Source organism: Pseudomonas sp. (genome assembly GCF_035554175.1).
Taxonomy (GTDB): Bacteria; Pseudomonadota; Gammaproteobacteria; order Pseudomonadales; family Pseudomonadaceae; genus Aquipseudomonas.
On the sequence record NZ_DATMIV010000050.1, the window covers coordinates 251,190 to 269,616 of the forward strand.

General features: G+C 59.5%; 15 protein-coding genes. 9 read left to right on the forward strand and 6 right to left on the reverse strand.

Annotated features, from left to right (window positions below; genetic code table 11):
* The first annotated feature begins 25 nt into the window (after window positions 1-25).
* Both VNV36_RS22575 and VNV36_RS22580 read left to right on the forward strand, forming a co-directional pair.
* The gene (locus VNV36_RS22575; protein ID WP_325720708.1) at window positions 26-1,492 is read left to right on the forward strand and encodes a nucleobase:cation symporter-2 family protein; all 1,467 of its coding nucleotides are present in this window, start codon (window positions 26-28) and stop codon (window positions 1,490-1,492) included.
* A 69-nt stretch (window positions 1,493-1,561) separates the two neighbouring features.
* Window positions 1,562-2,035 carry an LEA/WHy family protein gene (locus tag VNV36_RS22580; protein ID WP_325720710.1) on the forward strand — a complete coding sequence of 158 codons (474 nt, stop codon included), beginning with the start codon at window positions 1,562-1,564 and terminating at the stop codon, window positions 2,033-2,035.
* Window positions 2,036-2,173: 138 nt separating this feature from the next.
* Here the strand turns inward: VNV36_RS22580 and VNV36_RS22585 are convergent, their stop codons facing one another.
* Window positions 2,174-3,097 (reverse strand): carbon-nitrogen hydrolase family protein, encoded by a 924-nt coding sequence (locus VNV36_RS22585; protein WP_325720712.1) that lies wholly within the window; start codon window positions 3,095-3,097, stop codon window positions 2,174-2,176.
* Window positions 3,098-3,181: 84 nt separating this feature from the next.
* On the opposite strand from VNV36_RS22585, the gene VNV36_RS22590 reads away from it, so the two are divergent.
* Complete coding sequence (locus tag VNV36_RS22590) at window positions 3,182-4,096, forward strand: LysR family transcriptional regulator (protein ID WP_325720714.1); 915 nt, start codon at window positions 3,182-3,184, stop codon at window positions 4,094-4,096.
* 6 nt (window positions 4,097-4,102) lie between these two features.
* Here VNV36_RS22590 and VNV36_RS22595 read toward each other — a convergent pair whose 3' ends face one another.
* Window positions 4,103-4,357: a hypothetical protein gene (locus tag VNV36_RS22595; protein ID WP_003224595.1), complete on the reverse strand. Its 255-nt coding sequence runs from the start codon at window positions 4,355-4,357 to the stop codon at window positions 4,103-4,105.
* Window positions 4,358-4,511: 154 nt separating this feature from the next.
* Here VNV36_RS22595 and VNV36_RS22600 point away from each other — a divergent pair, with 154 nt between their 5' ends.
* Window positions 4,512-4,829 carry an ElaB/YgaM/YqjD family protein gene (locus tag VNV36_RS22600; protein WP_325720726.1) on the forward strand — a complete coding sequence of 106 codons (318 nt, stop codon included), beginning with the start codon at window positions 4,512-4,514 and terminating at the stop codon, window positions 4,827-4,829.
* A gap of 60 nt (window positions 4,830-4,889) precedes the next feature.
* Here VNV36_RS22600 and VNV36_RS22605 read toward each other — a convergent pair whose 3' ends face one another.
* Entirely contained in the window at window positions 4,890-5,918 is a 1,029-nt protein-coding gene (locus VNV36_RS22605; protein WP_325720728.1) for an Ldh family oxidoreductase, read from the reverse strand.
* A gap of 205 nt (window positions 5,919-6,123) precedes the next feature.
* On the opposite strand from VNV36_RS22605, the gene VNV36_RS22610 reads away from it, so the two are divergent.
* The gene (locus VNV36_RS22610) at window positions 6,124-10,980 is read left to right on the forward strand and encodes a dermonecrotic toxin domain-containing protein (RefSeq protein WP_325720730.1); all 4,857 of its coding nucleotides are present in this window, start codon (window positions 6,124-6,126) and stop codon (window positions 10,978-10,980) included.
* A gap of 63 nt (window positions 10,981-11,043) precedes the next feature.
* Here the strand turns inward: VNV36_RS22610 and VNV36_RS22615 are convergent, their stop codons facing one another.
* On the reverse strand, window positions 11,044-11,313 hold the full coding sequence (locus VNV36_RS22615) for a PepSY domain-containing protein (RefSeq protein ID WP_325720732.1): 270 nt from the start codon (window positions 11,311-11,313) through the stop codon (window positions 11,044-11,046).
* Window positions 11,314-11,465: 152 nt separating this feature from the next.
* On the opposite strand from VNV36_RS22615, the gene VNV36_RS22620 reads away from it, so the two are divergent.
* Window positions 11,466-12,467: a FecR family protein gene (locus VNV36_RS22620; RefSeq protein WP_325720734.1), complete on the forward strand. Its 1,002-nt coding sequence runs from the start codon at window positions 11,466-11,468 to the stop codon at window positions 12,465-12,467.
* Between the two features lie 49 nt (window positions 12,468-12,516).
* On the opposite strand, the gene pvdQ is transcribed toward VNV36_RS22620, so the two are convergent.
* A complete protein-coding gene (gene pvdQ, locus VNV36_RS22625) occupies window positions 12,517-14,862 on the reverse strand; it encodes a bifunctional acylase PvdQ (RefSeq protein WP_325720736.1) in 2,346 nt (781 codons plus the stop codon).
* 243 nt (window positions 14,863-15,105) lie between these two features.
* Here pvdQ and VNV36_RS22630 point away from each other — a divergent pair, with 243 nt between their 5' ends.
* Entirely contained in the window at window positions 15,106-15,483 is a 378-nt protein-coding gene (locus VNV36_RS22630; protein WP_325720738.1) for a fe2+ zn2+ uptake regulation protein, read from the forward strand.
* 18 nt (window positions 15,484-15,501) lie between these two features.
* Here VNV36_RS22630 and VNV36_RS22635 read toward each other — a convergent pair whose 3' ends face one another.
* A complete protein-coding gene (locus tag VNV36_RS22635) occupies window positions 15,502-15,690 on the reverse strand; it encodes a hypothetical protein (RefSeq protein ID WP_325720740.1) in 189 nt (62 codons plus the stop codon).
* Between the two features lie 358 nt (window positions 15,691-16,048).
* Here VNV36_RS22635 and VNV36_RS22640 point away from each other — a divergent pair, with 358 nt between their 5' ends.
* Both VNV36_RS22640 and VNV36_RS22645 read left to right on the forward strand, forming a co-directional pair.
* The gene (locus VNV36_RS22640) at window positions 16,049-17,296 is read left to right on the forward strand and encodes an MFS transporter (protein WP_325720742.1); all 1,248 of its coding nucleotides are present in this window, start codon (window positions 16,049-16,051) and stop codon (window positions 17,294-17,296) included.
* Between the two features lie 9 nt (window positions 17,297-17,305).
* Window positions 17,306-18,427, forward strand: coding sequence for a LuxE/PaaK family acyltransferase (locus tag VNV36_RS22645; RefSeq protein ID WP_325720744.1), 1,122 nt, complete (start codon window positions 17,306-17,308; stop codon window positions 18,425-18,427).

Sequence of the window (18,427 nt, forward strand, 5' to 3'; positions counted from 1 at the left end):
CCGCTTTTGCGGCCCGCACATCACCATGACCGCCTCTGAAAAAGCCCCGCGCAACAACGATCTGATCTACGGCCTCGACGACCGTCCGCACCTGACCGCTACGGTGTTCGCCGCACTGCAACATGTGCTGGCGAGTTTCGTCGGCATCATCACGCCGACGCTGATCATGGGCGGCGCGCTGGGCCTGCAAAGTGAAATCCCCTACTTGATCAGCATGGCGCTGTTCGTCTCCGGCCTGGGCACGTTTGTGCAAGCCAGGCGTTTCGGCCCGGTGGGTTCCGGTTTGCTCTGCCTGCAAGGCACCAGTTTTTCCTTCATCAGCGTAATCCTCAGCGCCGGGTTCATGGTCAAGGCGCGCGGCGGCGGTACCGACGAAATCCTCTCGACGATCTTCGGCGTGTGTTTTTTCGCCGCGTTCATCGAAGTGGTGCTCAGCCAGTTCATCGGCAAACTGCGCATGCTGATCACCCCGGTGGTCACCGGCACGATCATTACGCTGATGGGCCTGTCGTTGATCAAAGTAGCGATGACCGACATCGCCGGCGGTTTCGGTGCGGCGGATCTTGGCGCAGCAAGCCATGTGTTTCTGGCGGCGCTGGTGATTGGCACCATCGTTGTGTTGAACCGGGTTGACGTGCCGTTTCTACGACTCGGTGCGATCGTCATTGGCCTGACCCTGGGCTACGTGGTGGCATGGCTGATGGGCACGGTGGATTTCGCTTCGATGCCCGCAGTGCCGCTGGTCAGCGTGCCGGTGCCGTTCAAGTACGGCTTCAACTTCGACTGGGTGGCATTCGTGCCAGTAGCGGTGATTTTTCTGGTATCGCCGTTGGAAGCTGCCGGCGACCTGACCGCCAACTCGATGATCTCGCGGCAACCGGTCAAAGGCCCGCTGTACATCCGCCGGATCAAATCCGGACTGCTCGCCGACGGCCTTAATTCGGCAATGGCGGCGGTGTTCAACAGCATGCCGATGGTGACCTTCGCGCAGAACAACGGCGTGATCCAGCTGACCGGCGTCGCCAGTCGTTACGTGGCGTTTTTCATCGCCGGCCTGCTGGTGTTGCTGGGCCTGTTCCCTATGATTGGCGCGGTGTTGCAACTGATGCCGAAACCGGTGCTTGGCGGTGCTGAGCTGGTGATGTTCGGCACCGTCGCCGTGGCCGGGATCAAAATCCTCGCCGAGGCTGGCCTGCATCGGCGCAACATGCTGATCGTGGCGATTTCCTTAGGGATGGGTCTGGGCATCGCCGCCGTACCGGAAGTTTTGCGCGAGTTGCCGCAAGCGTTGCGCAACATCTTCGAATCACCGATCACCGTTGGCGCGTTGTGCGCTATCGTGCTGAACATCTTCCTGCCGGAAGAGTTCATCGAGCTGGAAGAAGACGATTTCGACCCGGAAGCCTCGATCCTGCAGGTCATGGAAAACCCCGACCTGCCCGGCAAAGGTGAACCTGGCCAACCGGCGGCTGTCGCACAGTTGAACCGCTGACGTCCGACCCTGGCAATCCAAAAGGGCTGCGCCGCCAACGGTTCAGCCCTTTTTTGTCGAGAGTTTTTTATGCGCCGCGTCCACGCCGTCATCCTGTCACTCCTGCTGCTGTCGCTCAGTGCCTGTGCGCTGTTTCCCCACCGCGACCCGGTGAACATCAACGTGGTCGGCCTCGAACCGCTGCCGAGCCAGGAACTGGAAGTGCGCTTCGCCATCAAGCTGCGCGTGCAGAATCCCAATGAAACGGCGATCGACTACAACGGCATCGCCCTGGATCTGGAGGTCAATGGCCGTTCACTGGCCTCGGGCGTAAGCGATCAGAGCGGCTCGATAGCGCGTTTCTCTGAAGCGATTGTCACGGTGCCGGTCAGCGTTTCGGCGTTCTCGTTCCTGCGCCAGACCCTGGGCCTGAGCCAGACGCAAAGCCTCGATAACCTGCCCTACGTGCTGCGCGGCAAACTGGCGGGCGGGTTGTTTGGCACGATGCGCTTTACCGATAGCGGCAAGTTGAGTCTGCCCAAGGCGAGTGCGGCGACGTGGTAAGCACATCCCGCCGGGTCTGAAACAGATTGTGGGAGCGAGCTTGCTCGCGAAGGCGGCATCCCAGCCACCATCGTCGGCGGATGAAAAATCGCCTTCGCGAGCAAGCTCGCTCCCACAGGAATTTTCCCAGGCTGGTAGCTACGTGTTAAACCGCACCCCCGGCTTCGCGCGTTCATCGACCGTCAACTCGAACACATCCGGCCGCGCATAGTGACCGACCACGTCGTAGTCGTAGCGCGCACGGATCAGTTCATCGGTGTCGATTTCAGCCGTGAGCAACCCTGCTTCTCCGCGCAAAGGCCCCGCCAGCACGTCGCCCATCGGCCCGACGATCACGCTGCCGCCGGCAATCAACGGCCGATCGGCCGGCCAGTTGGCGATGCTCACCCCCAGCTCATTCGGTGAGGCCTGCACCTGGCAAGCGCTGACCACAAAACAGCGGCCTTCATGGGCGATGTGGCGCATGCTGACTTGCCACATTTCGCGCTCGTCCACGGTCGGCGCGCACCACACCTCGACGCCTTTGGCGTACATCGCCGTGCGCAGCAGCGGCATCATGTTCTCCCAGCAGACCACCGCGCCAAGCTTGCCGACCTGGGTGTCGAACGCCGGCAAGGTCGAGCCGTCCCCCTTGCCCCAGATCAACCGCTCGGTGCCGGTGGGCATGAGTTTGCGGTGTTTGCCGGTCAGGCCGGCCTGCGGGTCGAAATACAACACGGTGCAATACAAAGTGCTGCCTGCGCGTTCGATTACACCGATCACCAGATTGGCCCCGGTGCGCGCGGACAGTCCGGCCAGCGCGTCGGTTTCCGCCCCGGGTACATCAATGGCGTTGGCGAAATAACGTGCAAAGGCCTCGCGACCCTCAGGCAAACGATAGCCCAGCTGGGTGCCAAACCCCTCGCCTTTCGGATAGCCACCCAGCAAGGCTTCCGGCATTACTACAAGCGCCGCGCCAGATTCAGTGATCGCGCTTTCCCAGCCAAGGATCTGTTCGAGGGTTGCGCTTTTGCCGCCGGGCAAGGCGCCAATCTGCAGTGCAGCGACAATGGATTTGGCCATCGTGTTAACTCCATCAGGTTCAGGTGTTGCTGATTCTCCAGCGCCACGCGATCATGAATAAAGCCCCAAATGCTGCTGAATGATATGAGCCAAATGAATATCGCGGATGTCGACCTCAACTTACTGAAAGTTTTCGAAGCGCTGCACGAGGAGTCCAGCGCCAGCCGCGCCGCTCTGCGTCTTGGCGTGACGCAATCGGCGGTCAGTGCCGCTTTACGCAGGTTGCGCGAGGTGTATGGCGACCAATTGTTTGTGCGCACCGGACGTGGCCTGGCGCCGACGCTGCAAGCCAACCAGTTGAAACCGGTGATCAGCGATGCCCTGAACAAATGCCGGCAAAGTCTGGCCATGCTCGATCCGGCGGCCAATCACTACGAAGGACGCTCGGTGGCGATTGGTCTGTCAGATGATTTTGAAATTGCTTACGGCCGTCGACTGATCGAGGAGATCGCCCGCCACGCACCAAAGCTGCGTCTGATTTTCCGTCAGACCCACAGCCAGATCGTCGCCCGTGCATTGATGGAGCGCAGCATTGATCTGGCGATCACTGCCGGCGGATTCGCCGAGCGCTTGCTCAGCCGTCAGGTGCTGGGTGAAGGCGGATACGCGTGTCTGGTCGATGCGGCCAGTCTTGCGCCGGGCCAGCAACGCATCACCCTGGAAGAATTCGTCGCCCGCGAACACATTCTGGTCTCGTCCGGCGGTTTTATCGGTATTACCGATGAAGGCTTGGCGGCGGTCGGACTGAGCCGCCGAGTGTGCGCCTCGACTACGCACTTCGCCGCACTGCCCTGGCTGCTCAAGGGCAGCCAGGCCGTGGCGACTATCCCGACCCACGCCGCCGAAAACATTGCGGCGCTGAGTGGGCTGGCGTTACTGCCCTGCCCTTTGGCGTTGCCGCGCTATCCGGTCGAGCTGGGCTGGCGCACCAGCACACAGATCGATCCGGTGCTGGTCAAGGTGCGGGAGGCGATTGCCGCCACGTTCAGCCAGACGTGACGCGGTTTACTTGTTGGCCGCCATCAAGCGATTGACTTCACTGCGCACCATGTTGGCGAACTCCGGGGGCGACATGCCGTCCAGCTCGGCGCGGACCCACTCGGCCCATTTGCCCTTGCGCTTGGAGCGCTCGCCAAACAGACGCGCGGCTTCACCTTTGGCTTTGCCCAGATTGTTCTGCCAGAGTTCGAACAGACGGGATTTCTCGTCTTCCAGCGCTGCGCGCTCTGCGAGGGATTTGTCGGCCAGATTGAAACTCATGGGGAATTATCCTGCTGCGTAAAATGGCGACATCTTACACGCTCGACGGAAATCTCCGTTGCAGGTTTTTCCCTTCTGCGCGAATGACGTGCAACTTTTCACCTGCCGCTACACTCCATTGGTCAGTGTCCATTCACCTGCAAGGAGTCACCCAATGGCCCGTAAAACCGCCTCGCAAGCCGCCGAAGAGCAAATCAAGGATCAAGCCTTCAGCGAGCTCCAGGCCCTGATCGAAGAATCGGACAAATTGCTCAAGAGCAGCGCCTCTCTGGTCGGCGAAGAAGCAGAAACGCTGCGCGCACAAATCGCGCTGAAATTGCAGCAGGCGCTCGATTCGGTGTCCAGCGTGCGCGAGCGCACCAAACCCGCCGTCCAGGCCACTGAAAATTACATCGGCGGCCATCCATGGCAAACCGTGGCGGTCTCCGCCGGTTTCGGTCTGGTGGTTGGCCTGCTGCTCGGCCGTCGCTGAATCAGGCACTGAGAACAAGGCGAATCTCAGGGTTCGCCTTTTTTATACCTGCACACCCATTCACTCTCCCGCTAACTCCCGCAATTGCGCCAACGTCTGTTCATCCAACGCAATCCCCTCCGCCAGCGATCGCGCACGCTGCCAATGCCGCCGGTCACCCGGCAAGCGCTTGAGCCCAACTCCGTGCATCTGCCGTACCAGCTCCTCGCTGCGCAGGGCAAAGCTCTGGCCCGCCGCTTTGCTCGGATCGATGACGATCAGCAACTGCCCGGTCCACGGAGTTTTCGCGCCGGGGTGATTGGACCAGTCGAACTCGAAAGAGAAATTGCCTCCGGTCAACGCCGCCGCCAGCAATTCGACCATCATCGACAGCGCCGAACCCTTGTGGCCGCCAAATGGCAGCAAGGCTCCGCCTTCGAGAATCGCCTTGGGATCCTGCGTCGCCTGGCCGAGGCTGTCGACGCCCATGCCGGCCGGGAGCAATTCGCCCTTGCGCGCAGCGATCTGCACGTCGCCGTGGGCAATGGCGCTGGTCGCCAGGTCGAAAACGATCGGCGCGGCATTGGCCCGTGGTGCGGCGAAGGCAATCGGGTTGGTCCCGAACAACGGCCGATCTGCGCCGTGAGGCACCACGCAGGTCATGCTGTTGACCACGCTCAGCGCGACCAGACCTTCGTCGGCGAACGGCTCGACATCCGGCCACAACGCGGCGAAGTGATGGGAATTGCGAATAGCCAATACCGCGATGCCGGCATGACGCGCCTTTTCCACCAGCAATGGCCGCGCGGCAGCCAACGCGGGTTGAGCAAAACCATTGCCGGCGTCGACGCGGACAAACCCCGGAGCGACGTCTTCGACCTGCGGCACGGCGTGACCACTGACCCAGCCGCTTTTAAGGGTCGAGACATAGCCGGGAATGCGGAACACACCATGGCTGTGAGCCCCGTCGCGTTCGGCGCCGGCGCAGTTGGCAGCCAGCACCCGAGCGACTTCGCTGGAAGTGCCGTGGCGCAGGAAAATCGTTTCAAGCAGTTGCGTGAGTGCTTCGAGGGATAACGAGGACGAGCCATGATCGTGTGGCGCAGACATCTGAAGCTCCAGAATGATTATTGGAGGGAACAACAGCGTACGGTCGATTTGCCTACCGATTAACCGCGCCAGAGCTGTCAGCTGTCAACCCTTCAACCACAACGCCGGCGCCCGTGTGCGATAACTGGCTACCACCCGTGTGTCGACCCTGGCGCTTAATCTCGGGCCAACGCTTCGCGCCGAAGCGCGCCTTAGAGACTCGACGATGCCTGAAACACCCGCCCCACTGCTTTTCCACGAAATCCTGAATATTCCCGGCCAGTGGAAAGAATTACGCAAGGTCCATGCTCTCAACGACAAGGACTTCGCTTGGCTGAGCCATGTAAGCATCACCACGCACGCGTTACGCAGCGAACAATCACCGCCGATGATCGCCGAGAGCATTCAGATCAACATCGGCACGCCCCCTCTCATCACACTGGCCGGGTGTTTTATTCTCAGTGCAACGCCCGATGACAAGGGCTCGATCCTGTACACCCCGTACGACGGCATCAAGAAATACGACACTCGCAAGACCCTTGAGACGCTACTCGTCAAACGTTTGGAGAACGCTGGGGAGGAGGACTCGATACTGGCATTTCTTGCATTATCCCAACGCAAGACGATTGTCGGGCAAAGCAGTCTCTCCTTGGAGTACGCAATCATCGACGGCGATGTTTTCGAACACCAGAAAGACACGATCCTGAAAGCCCAGCAATTGAACGCCGAGCAGCTGCTCAGTGAGTTGAAGCGCTTGCCATCGATCACGTCTCTGCTGGACACAATCCTTGATGACCTGTTGAAAAGCCGTTTCCCGAACCTCAGGCAGGCACAAACCCGTGTCAACTTCTACACGGCGTCCCCTGACAGCGACGGCGTTACGGCGTCGGGGCGGCACCGGAACTGGCATGATTCAGCGAGTCTGAGTGAGGCGGTGCTGATGCTTCATCGGCAGCAGAATTGGCCGGTTGACCAACTGTACGAGTTTTCCAATCCCAGGCATGTCAGCCGCGACGGCGATCAGTCGCTGTGGGACGAGGCGCTCAAGAAGGCCGCGGGCAAACTGCTGATGCTGCTGTTTCATGAAATGGAAGGTTATTGGGACACCCCGGCCAAGGCCGGGTCCTCACGCCGCACGTTCTTCGGTGAGGTTCTCAAGGAACAGGCACGCGCCGAACTGATCATCAAACGCGAAAGTGGCATCATCGATGCCCGTCAGTTTACCGGCCTGCATCAGATGATTCGCTGCGCCGACGCGCCGACCCGCCGTCTGAGCCTCGAAAACGTGCGTCTGTGGGAATACGAACCCAACTATGTCGAGTTGGCCGGCTCGTTGATGATCAGCCATGCGGGCGCCTGTCTTTACACGCCGACCATGGGCCTGCAGGTGCTCAAGGACTACAGCGACCTGAAAGACACCATACTGAGCAAGTTCCGCGCCGCTGGCCACCAGGACGAGCTGTATGGATTGTTGAGTCTGGAAGAGCGCAAACGCTTTATCGGCTTCGATCACCCCCAAGTGACCGGTGAACGCATTGGCGGCGACCTGTTCAACGTGTTGTTCGAGGCGATTATCACCAAGCAAAGACAGAACATCGAATACGCTTTGCAAGTATTTCGCCTGAGCGATGGCACCGTGGACATCCACGCCTTGTTCGATAAAGCCCTGGATATCCGCACCATGATTCATGCCCGTTTGCTGAATCTCGATGCCGCAGAGCGCTGGTCGACGCGCCCGGTGCTGGCAGGTCCCGCGCATCCGTCCGAAGTCCTGGCAGACAAGGCGCGAGCGTTGGCAAGATCCTGCAAGAATATCGATGCTTTGCTGACCGGCGCGTTCCGCGCTCAGCCCACCAGCGAGGCGTCCGGGCAACGCCATTACCTTGAGTCGATGAAATCGCAATTGGCCCATGCGCTCTTCATGGGGGTGACCGGCGAAGCAGCGTTGCGCGTGCTCAGTGGCTCACTCAAAACCGCCGAACAGGCGATTGTCGACACCGTGTTCCACGCCGATCAGCCCAGTCGCAACAATCGGCGCTCACTCAACGGCTTTATCCCTGACGCCTGGTCACTCACCCTTGACAGTCCGCAGGTCAAGGAGCCGCTGTCTCTGGCCCACTGCGTTCTGGTGACGGAAAGGGGCGGCCTTGACGGCCTGCATTCAGGCAGAGTGATTTTGTGGACGCCTGCGCTGGGACTTGAAGTGTTCGTCAGCATCGTCATCGCACGTCAAACGCTGGAGAAGCGGCTGAAGGATCGTGTGGCGCGCTTGTCACTGCTGGAAAATCTGCTTTGCAAAGAGCGCCGGTTCCATCAGCAATACACGTTGGGTGCCTTGCGTTTGATCGAGGACAATGTGCTGCAAAACCGCATGCAGTCAGGTATTGAGCACTTCCTCGCACGTTGCGATACGGTGCGCGAGCGCCTCAAGGGGCGGGCAGAATTGACGTCGGCCCTGAACATACTGAAACGAACGGTGATCGATACCAATCTCGTGCGCACCATTGAACTGGCCGAGGCCATCAATCAACAACAATCGCTTCCCGCCTGGTTAGGCATGGCGCCCATGGCGCAGCAGCAATTTCACCTGGAGTTGCTTGAGCAATGGCGACACAGCGTGATCGACCACATGGATTACCTGAGCGGCCTGCCCTCCCTGACCGACTACGTCAATGAGACACTCAAGACACTGCTCAGCACTCGGTTCGCGGGCAACAAACCCGACCCGCAAGACATCGAAATCACGCCCGACCCGGCTTGGGCGGCCCCTGCCCGCTCGCTCACCGAATTTGCGCTGGACCCTGTCAGTACTGCCCCAGGCAGCGGCTTTACCGTCGCTTCGAAAACCACCGAAGCGCTACCGGTCGGTCTGGATCAGACAAGCGTCAGGCAACTGGTGCTGTCACTGGCGATACCCACAACTTTCGCCGAACGAATCACCGAGGCGCTCTCGGATGGCCATGCTCAGGCCGCAGAGCGCAAGCAACGGTTTATTCGCCAGCTCCCCTGGCAATTGCTGCAACATGCGCACGGCATGAAATTGCAGCAAAAGTTGTCAGCCAGCGCCTTTGATTTCATCTGTCAGGTGCTGGATATTCCCGACGGCATAGCACGGACAACGGTGGAGGGAGCTCATGCCATCGTCTATCCGTTGTCGCTGATCAAAACCCAAGGCTCAACAGCTGTAGAAACCCTGGGGTTGTATATCATCGCTCCGGGCAGCGGCCACCAGGGACCGCTGGTTCTGTATACCCCCTATGCCGATGAGGTCTTCCACGAGTTCGCCAACGAGGCAAGCCTGATTGCAGCGGTGAACACGCCGGGCAACTTGCAGGATCTGGTGATTCGCCGCCTTCCGGCGGCACAGCAATCGGTTTTTCGTGGACTGTTGCAGTCGAGCGTCGGCGAGACCAGTGAAATGAAACTGGCCGTTAATCTAATCACTGGCAACCTGCTGATCCGGCTTTTCAGTGACAACCGCCAATTGCTGTCCAGGTTATTGAACTGTCAGTCGCAAAGCACCGCTCAATCCGACTGGGAGGCAGCGAAACAGCTGTTCAGTCGTGGCATTGCGCTCGGCTCGCGTCTGCTGCCGGGCAAGCTCTCCTATCTGACGTTCCTCTGGCAAGCCTACAAACACTTCAAGGATTCGGCGCAGGACCTTCAGGATCATCATTGGACACAGGCGCTCAAGTCGTTTATCTCCGGCGGAGTCCAGATGCTCAGCCTGGGGCGCCTGGCCGCCAATGAAGAGCTCAGTGATGAAACGCCAACCAGCACGCCAGACAGCACTTCGGACAAGAGTGCCAAGGACATTGTTTCAACGTCGAATGCCTCCGCCCCACAGGCCCCGAGCTGGTCCCGGATCAAAATAACCTCGCCATTGCGGACCGGGTTAAAGCCTTTTGAAACGGCGGTGGTGGCGCTTGAAGATCTCAAACGTGACACAAGCAACGGCACGTACGAGGATCCGATCAGCAAGCGTACGTACGCCCCCATCGCCGGCAAGGTCGTTCGTGTTGAACAACCCGGCGCCGTCTGGCAGGTCCTGAATGATGAAATGCCCGGGCCGTCACTGTGCTTGAGCGGTTCGCGACTTGTGCTGGCTCCTGATCGTCATGCCGTTCATTACGGCAAGGCGATGTCGAAACTTCACAACCGCACCGCCATAACGCTGAACAGGTGGGCAATGCTGAGCGTGGAAGCCGAAGGCATGAAAGAGATTCGCCGCGACCATCCCGAAAAAGCCCGGATGATCGAGCAGGCGGTCGACATGGCTCGGTTCTATGCATTCAATTGTCTGCATAACCTGGCGCTGGTCAAAAGTCACAACGCAGATGATCGTGTGACCAGCTTTCTCAAGGATTTTTTTGGTGTTCAGCAAGTCGATGCCGGGCTGCTCAGCAGCATCAAGAAAACGATTGTTCCCATTTGCAACGCCTTGGTGGATCCTTCCGACGACTTGCTGGACACCGGTCGTTTCGTTGTCGGCTCCAACCTGGACAATAACTCGACCACCGTCGCGTTCGTTCTGGGAAATGACAACAAGAAAACAGTCCACCTCACCGAGCTTTTCTTCAGCCCGGGTCTGGATTTCTATGAATCGTTCTTGTCGGAACCGTTCGATATCGATGGCCACGCCCAGGCAGCGACGCTGATCCACGAGTTCGCTCACCAATTTGCAGAGGCTCTTGATATCGCGTCGCTGGAAGCGCGGCGACCGTTTGCTGATCTGATCAATACCGGCACGGTGCAAGGATTGGCGATGAAGAGTGAACAGGACACATTTCAGAAACAGGCGCTGTCACTGGATACACCGCGCGATGAGCTGTTTGCGCGATGGAGTAAAAAGAAAGGAGCCTATATCACCCTGGATAAAAGTTCAGACAGTGGAGCCGCGACGCTCAGCAAGAAAATTCTGGAAATAACGCGCAAACCCACCATTGAAGAGGCTCGTGACGCGTTTCTGGATGAAAACTCACCAGAGGTTCGCATAGATGTGATTTTGCAGAATGCCGATTCGATCGCCCGCCTGATTTGTGAGGTAGGACGGCGACTGGACCCGGTTTCCACTGCCGGGTGAGTGCATAAAAAAATGCGCAGGTTGAACCTGCGCATTCAGGACGTTTAACGCATGCTGCGCGAATCAGTCCTTCTGGTCGCGCAACACGTTGCCCGAGGCGCCGTCGATACGGAATTCATAGACGCTGCCATCGGCTTTGCGCCCCTCACCTTCCCAGTAACCGTCATTGTCGGCACCGATCTCGTAGAGCTCGACATAACCGGCCTTGGTCTTGGCGACGTCAATGGCTTTTTCGATGGTGATCCAGCCTGCGCCTGGCTTGTCCGCCAGGGCGGCGCCGGCACTGAGCAAACCGGCGGTGGCAATCAGGGCTGCGAATGTCTTTTTGATCATTTTTTCACTCCATTTATGGATAGTAGGCAAGTGCGTCCTGTTTTTTGGGGTGCCAGGGGAAAAATAAGTTCCACGTTGATGGGCAAATGCCATGACGGATGTTCTCGGCGATGTCGCGTCGAGGTTAGAATGGGCGAAATCAGGACGAGTCAATGACCCAAGACACTCTCTCGGAAGCCGAATACGATGCGATCACCGATGCCGCCGCGCACTGGTGCATGCGTCTGCACGCCGCTGACTGCACGGACGAGGAGCGTCGCGCATTCCAGGACTGGCACAATGCGCATCCGCTGCACGCCTTTGAATACGAGGCGATGCAGGAAATCTGGGAAGTGGCCGGCGATCTGCCTGGAACCGCGCCTGATGCCCTTGCGGCACAACGCAAACCGCCACGCTCGTGGCGCAAGTTTTCGGTCATCGTCGGGGCCTGTGCCCTCGCCTTGCCGCTGGCGGCTTACAGCAGCTGGGCTCTGGGCTGGTTGCCCAACAGTTATCAGCATTACGCCGCCACCGACAGTGTGCGTCAGGTCACCCTGAGCGACGGCAGCCAGCTGGAGCTCAACCTGAACACCGACCTGACCTTCAGCAATTACCGGCATGAACGTCGCGTCACCCTGAACAAGGGCGAGGCATTCTTCACGGTCAGCCACGACACGGCTCATCCGTTCGTGGTTCGCGCCGGTGAAGGCCGGATTCGGGTCACCGGCACCCGCTTCAATGTGTGGATGTACGAAGATCAGGTTCGCGTCAACCTGATCGAGGGTTCAGTGCTGGTCGCCAGCAATCGCGACTTGCCAGGTGAAGGCCTGCGTCTCGGGCTATCGATGCAGGCGGGCTACCGCACTGGCGACTACACGCCGCAAATCAGCCAGACCTCGCCCGGCGACACTTCACTGGCCTGGCGCAGCGGCAGGCTGGTGCTGGACAATCTTGCACTTCACGATGCCCTGCCATTGATCAATCGCTATCTCGACAAACCGTTGATGCTGGCCGATACCAGCACCGGCGCGATCCGGGTGGGCGGTGTCTACAACATCAAAGAGCTGAACAACCTGGCGAACAGCCTGCCCAGGGTGCTGCCGGTCTACCTGACGCGTAACAAGGAAGGCAACCCGGTGATCAACTCGATGCCGCAGCGCCCGCCCAAAAGCTGAAGGCCGCGTCCCTTGCGGGAAGCGGCCTTTCTGCTTTCAGGTTGAGGCTTTACTGCGCCGCCACTTTCCCAGCCTGATCCTGCCCCTGCCGAATGGTCTGCACTTGATACTGCGGGTCGGCCTGGATCTGCTGCTCTGTGAATGGCAGGACACTCCACTGCTTCTTTGAAAACGCTTCGGTCTGATCGCGCGAGTATTTCGAAGCCGGGTCGCTTGAGAGTGAGAATGCCAGCAGTCCTTGGGCATGCGGCCCGTTTTCATCGAAGCTCACCACTTGCAGGTAGCTGGTACCGCTGACCACCTCAAGTTTGCCGTCTTCGCGGGGCACGCTTTGCATCGCGTTGTAGATGCCCAGCGTACCCGGCCCGCCATGAATCGGCGTTTGCCGCCCGCCACTGCTGGCCACCTGGATATCACCCCAGCGCATGTCCGGCTCCAGGCCCATTTTGTCGGTCTGCGCGACAGAGGCAAGCATCGCTTCCCGCAGCGCCCTGGCGACAGCCGGCTGCTCAACCGCCAGGCCGCGCGGGGTGTTTTGTGCATCTGCCGGGTTGAACGCGACGCGCCAGATGTCCGGGGTCTCGAGCAGCTTCTGCATGATGTTCTGGAAATGCACCAGACCGAGCCCCGAAGCCAGGTTGGCGCGACCGTCCCAGGCTTTGAGGCTGGCACAGGCAGGTTTCAGTGTCGCTGCGTCGCCGCCCAGGTCGGACCGGCAAAATTTCAGCAGATCCGGCATGATCTGCGTGGCCAGATACACCTGATCGTCCATCACCATGTGCTGCAGATCCCTAACCGCCACTGGACCTTTTTTGTTCAGATTGCCCAGGCGATCCAGCGCGAAACGCGAGCGCAGGCCCAGTGGCTGGCCATCCTGGCTGATCAGCGGCGAATACCCGGTGAGCGGTTGTGCCGGATTGGCCAGCCACGCAGAGTCATTTGAGTGTTGGACAAAGTCCTTGCGCAGCAGCTGCGGCAATTGGCTGGAAGCAAAAATGCCCTTCTGCGCCGCTTGCGGATCGATATCCCAGGCACAGCCACTGTTGGAACCGTCCAGCACAATCATGCGCAGACCGATGCGCGGGTCGCTGCATCTGGCCAGCTTGTCGGCACTGACGTTCGGCACCACTGACAGGTTCATGTACAGCGTCTGGCCCTTGTCATCCACCGCCAGGGTGTTGACCCACGGAATACCCTGAATCCTGTGCACCGCATCCTGCAGATCCTTCAGATTGCTGGCCTGGTTCATCGCATACCACTGTTTGAGCACCCGATCGTTGTCGAGGTTGGCATCGCGCAAGCTGTAGGCGTACTGCGTGTCCCAGTCGAGCTTGCCCGGCCATTGCACAATCGGGCCGAACTGCGAGCTGTAAACGTCCCGCGCAACCGACACGAGCTGGCCGTCAGCCTGCTTGACCTGCACGGTGACTGTCTGTTTGTGCAGCGGTACGGATTTGCCGTCGAGCAGATAGCGGGTCGGATCTTTCGGATCGAGTTGCAGGCGATACAGCGTGAAGTGTTTCGACGAGTCGACGGTGTGGGTCCAGGCCAGATGCTGGTTGAAGCCGATGTTGATCATCGGCAAGCCCGGCAATGCAGCGCCCATGACATCGAGTTTGCCGGGGATTGTCAGGTGCATCTGATAGAACCGCATCCCGCCGACCCACGGGAAATGCGGGTTGGCCAGCAACATGCCGCGACCGTTGAACGAGCGCTCGCTGCCGACTGCCACGGCATTGCTGCCTCGATCCAGGGCGAAACGCTGTTGCCGCGCCTCGGCCAATTGATAAGCACGGGCGTTGTGCTCAACCTGGGCCGTGGCTTGCGGTGGTGTGGCGCCGGCCAGCGCTTCGGCGAACTGGCCCACCCCGCCTTCTACCAGCAGGCGCCGCGTCAGCTTGACCAGATCTTCGGCGCTGATGTCACGGACCCACTCTCCCTGACATTGCTGCGGCAGTCCTTGTTGACGGCGTTCGGCCAGATGGCGGTTGTAACCGGCGGCATAGCCTTCGACCAGATCGCGCACCTGTACCGGTTGAGCCTGCCAGAAGGTTTTGACTGCCTCGGCGGTATTGAGCCAGGTAAAAAATACGTCACTGACGCGGTTTTCCCGCTGTTCGACCGTGAACTGCTCGGGGCCGAAGTAACGTGAGCGCTCGCCATTGACCGTCACAATCTCGTTGGCCAGCAGACACAGATTGTCCTGAGCGTAGGCGTAGCCGATGCCAAAACCCAGGCCACGTTCGTTGTCGGCACGAATGTGCGGCACGCCGAAGCTGGTACGGCGAATGTCTGCACTGGTCTGTGCAGCCGGATTCAGCGCATGGGCCGACAGGCTCAGCCCGAATAAGGTGCCGGCCAGGGTCAGCCCGGTGAGTTGCCTGGAAATAATCACGCTCGCTCCTGATCGAAAGGTCGATTGCCCATGCGTTCACGCGCATTGAGCCTGTCGAAGAAACGAAGCCGGAGAAAAAAATTTAGCGCGCCACGTAGCGCGCCAAAGTCGTCATTACACGGTAGGGACAAATCAGCGACGAAATTTCTACATCTTTTCTTTCATGATTTGTCGTGTTGAAACGTCTTGTTTTGAGAGCGCAACCAAACCTTTCCCGATCTGGCTCTGAAAAGGAGTAATCGCATGTACAACCCGCAACTGCCCACGGACGGTAGCCAGACGCCACAGGGCGCGTCCATGAACTCGCACACAGGCGACTTCACCCAGCGCGGCGAGCGCCCGGGGAATGAGCGTATCCGGGTTTTATTGAAGAGCTTCGGGCTGCGCACCAGCCTGATCCGCCTGAAGGTGATCGATGCCCTGCTGGTAGCGGCACACAGTAATCGGCGTCTGGGCGTGCGCGGCGTACATAGCCAGTTGCTCGAGCTGGATGTGCCACTGTCCTTTCTCAGTGTCCGGGAAGTGCTTAAACGCTTGTGCGCCGAAGGCGTGATCACCTTCAACGCCGACAAGAGTTACAGCCTGCACCCACAGGCGGCAGCGGTCCTCAGCAACGAATGAAGACCACGGCTGTCGCCGTCAGGGTTTGACCTTGCGACGCATCACGCCATTGATCACCACCACGACGACTGCCACGCCAATGGCAATGTACTGAAAGGTTTTCTCAGTGATCATGCCGGCGTTTTGCAGCCAGGACAGGCCAAGCATGATCGCCAGTACGGACAGAGCGATCAGAATCGAATAAATCAAGCGTTGCTTCTGGGTCATTACGGCTTCCTGAAACGGTGGAATGTATCCGCTTGCTTGTCGTGCGCTGACCGGATTGCCGGGATGCGCCGCTGCAAACGGGGTCTCATGTTACCGCCGTACAAGCGTTTTGGCAGCATGATGGCTGATCCACAAGACACGGCCTGCCCACCCGATCTACCGAAAAACAATGCCCGTGCTGTCGCGGGCATTTTCGTTTGTGCTGCTCTGGAAGCCTGGTAAACGCATTGTGTGTTGCGCCAGACTTTTAAACATGTCGCAAGTTTTTGAAATCTGCTGACGCAGCAAACGACTAGGTGTGCCGAACGTCTGCGCCTAGGCTCTGCGAACTTCCTTCAACTGATAAACAGGGATGTTCATGCAGAGAACACTAATAAACATCGGCCCTCGCCAAGTGACAGGTTTCTGTCTGGCGCTGACCGCATTCGAACTGCTCACGTATATGGCCAGCGATGTGATCATGCCGGCGATGCTGGACGTTACGGCTGAACTTCAGGCGGATCCACGGCATGTTCCCAACGCATTCAACCTTTACCTGTTGGGCGGCGTCTGCCTGCAATGGCTACTGGGACCTTTATCCGATCAGTTCGGGCGCCGACCGCTGTTATTGATCGGCAGCGCACTCTTCGGTGTGTCGTGTGCGGCGGCTTTCCTGACTCAAAGTATTGAAGCCTTCAACCTGTTACGTCTGCTGCAAGGCATGGGTCTGGGGTTCGTCGTCGCGGTCAGTTACCCGGTTCTTCAGGAAGTGTTCTGCGAAGCCGACGCCGTAAGGCTCATGGCCCTGCTCGGCAATGTTGCCTTGTTGTCGCCATTGCTTGGGCCGCTGCTAGGCATCCTGCTATTGGAATGGCTGAGTTGGCGGCAAATCTTCCTGCTGCTCGGCTGCGTCGCAGCACTGGTCTGGCTCGGCCTGTTTCTATGGATGCCGGAAACGGTGAACGTGGAGCGTCGTGATGGGCAGCCAATTGCCAGAGTGCCCTTCGCCTGGCGTCGCACTGCCCAGCGCTACGGCGCGCTGCTTACCAACCTGCGTTTTCTCTGCGCCAGTCTGGCTCTGGGCCTGATGAGCCTGCCGTTGATTGCCTGGATCGGCCTTGCACCATTGCTGCTGGTGCGGGTTCTGGAAATGACGCCATTGCAGTATGGGCTGTGGCAGATACCGGTTTTTTCGGCGGTTATCGCCGGCAATCTGATGCTCGATCGCTTGTTGCAGAGCCATTCGCTGGCGCAAGTGATTCAACTGGCGCTCTGGCCGTTCTGTCTGGGTCTTGTGCTTCTGGTGGCGTGCGCATTGCTCGGGGCGGGTCTTGGACCTGTGGTGGCCAGTCTGGCGCTGTACGCCGTCGGGCTGGGCATGAGCAACGCGGCGGTGTATCGCCTGGCGCTGTTTTCCAATGACGACAGTAAAGGCCTGGTGTCGGCGCTGACCGGCATGATCTCGATTGCCGTAATGGGCTCGGGCGGGGCGCTGGTTGCGGCCATCGGGGGCGGCATCCGTCTTGAATTCTTTGCTCTTTGGGCCGGGTTCGGCGGGCTGACGTGCCTGCCGTTGATGTACCGACTCCTGCAAACCACCTCGCCTGATTTGGCCTCGACTCAATAAGGATCATTGATGACTCACTTACCCTTTGCCGACGCGCTCTGCGCGTTGACGCAACCCTATTGTCCCGCGGCCGGTCTGTTCGATCAGGCGATGGCCGAAACAAGCCGCTTTCACTGCGAACACACCCCGGGTTACGCCCATTGGCTCAGTGCCCATGGTCTTGCGCCGCAGGATCTCGATGGCCTGGACGACTGGTCGCGCCTGCCGCCAATATTCGCCAGTTTCTTCAAGCAACATCTGCTGCTCAGCAGCACCGGCACGAACGCCCTCGAACTGACGTCGTCGGGCACCAGCGGGCAGAAAAGCCGGATGCGCTACGACGGACGCAGCCTGGCGCGCGCACAATTCATGGTCGCGCAGATTTTCCGCCATTACGGCTGGGACACCCCAGACACGCCCTGCAACTACCTGCTGCTCAGCTACGAACCCGAGGGTCGCATTACCCTTGGTACGTCGTTCACCGACCAGTTTCTCTGTCAGTTCGCCCCCGTCAATCGCGTGGTTTACGCCTTGCGCAACACCGGGAGCGGCCATCAGTTCGATGTGTTCGGCGTGATCGCCGCGTTGCAGTCGTTCGCCGCAGAAGGGTTGCCGGTGCGGATCTTCGGCTTCCCGGCGTTTCTTTGGCAGACCCTGCAACGCATGCAGGACACCGGCGTGCCGGATCTGCAATTGCCGGCCGGTTCGCTGGCATTTTTTGGCGGAGGCTGGAAAACGCGGGCCGCGCACGAAATCCCCAAACCGCAGCTCTATGCCCACATCCACCGGCAACTGGGGATCGAACCCGCGCGCTGCCGCGACGGATACGGCGCTGTCGAGCACGCCGTGCCTTACATCGAATGCGCCTGTCATCGTTTTCATGTCCCGGTGTATTCGCGGGTATTGATCCGTGATGCGGCGGATTTTTCCCTGCTGCCCTATGGTCGGCAAGGCCTGCTCGGGTTCGTCTCGCCTTACATCTCTTCCAGCCCCGCCCACGCCGTGGTGATGAGCGATCTGGCCACTCTGCACCCCGGCGCCAGTTGCGACTGCGGGTTGAGCAGCGACTGGTTTGAACTGCACGGCCGCGCCGGGACTACGGTGGGCAGAAGCTGCGCCATGGCCGCCGCCGAATTACTGGGAAGTCACTGA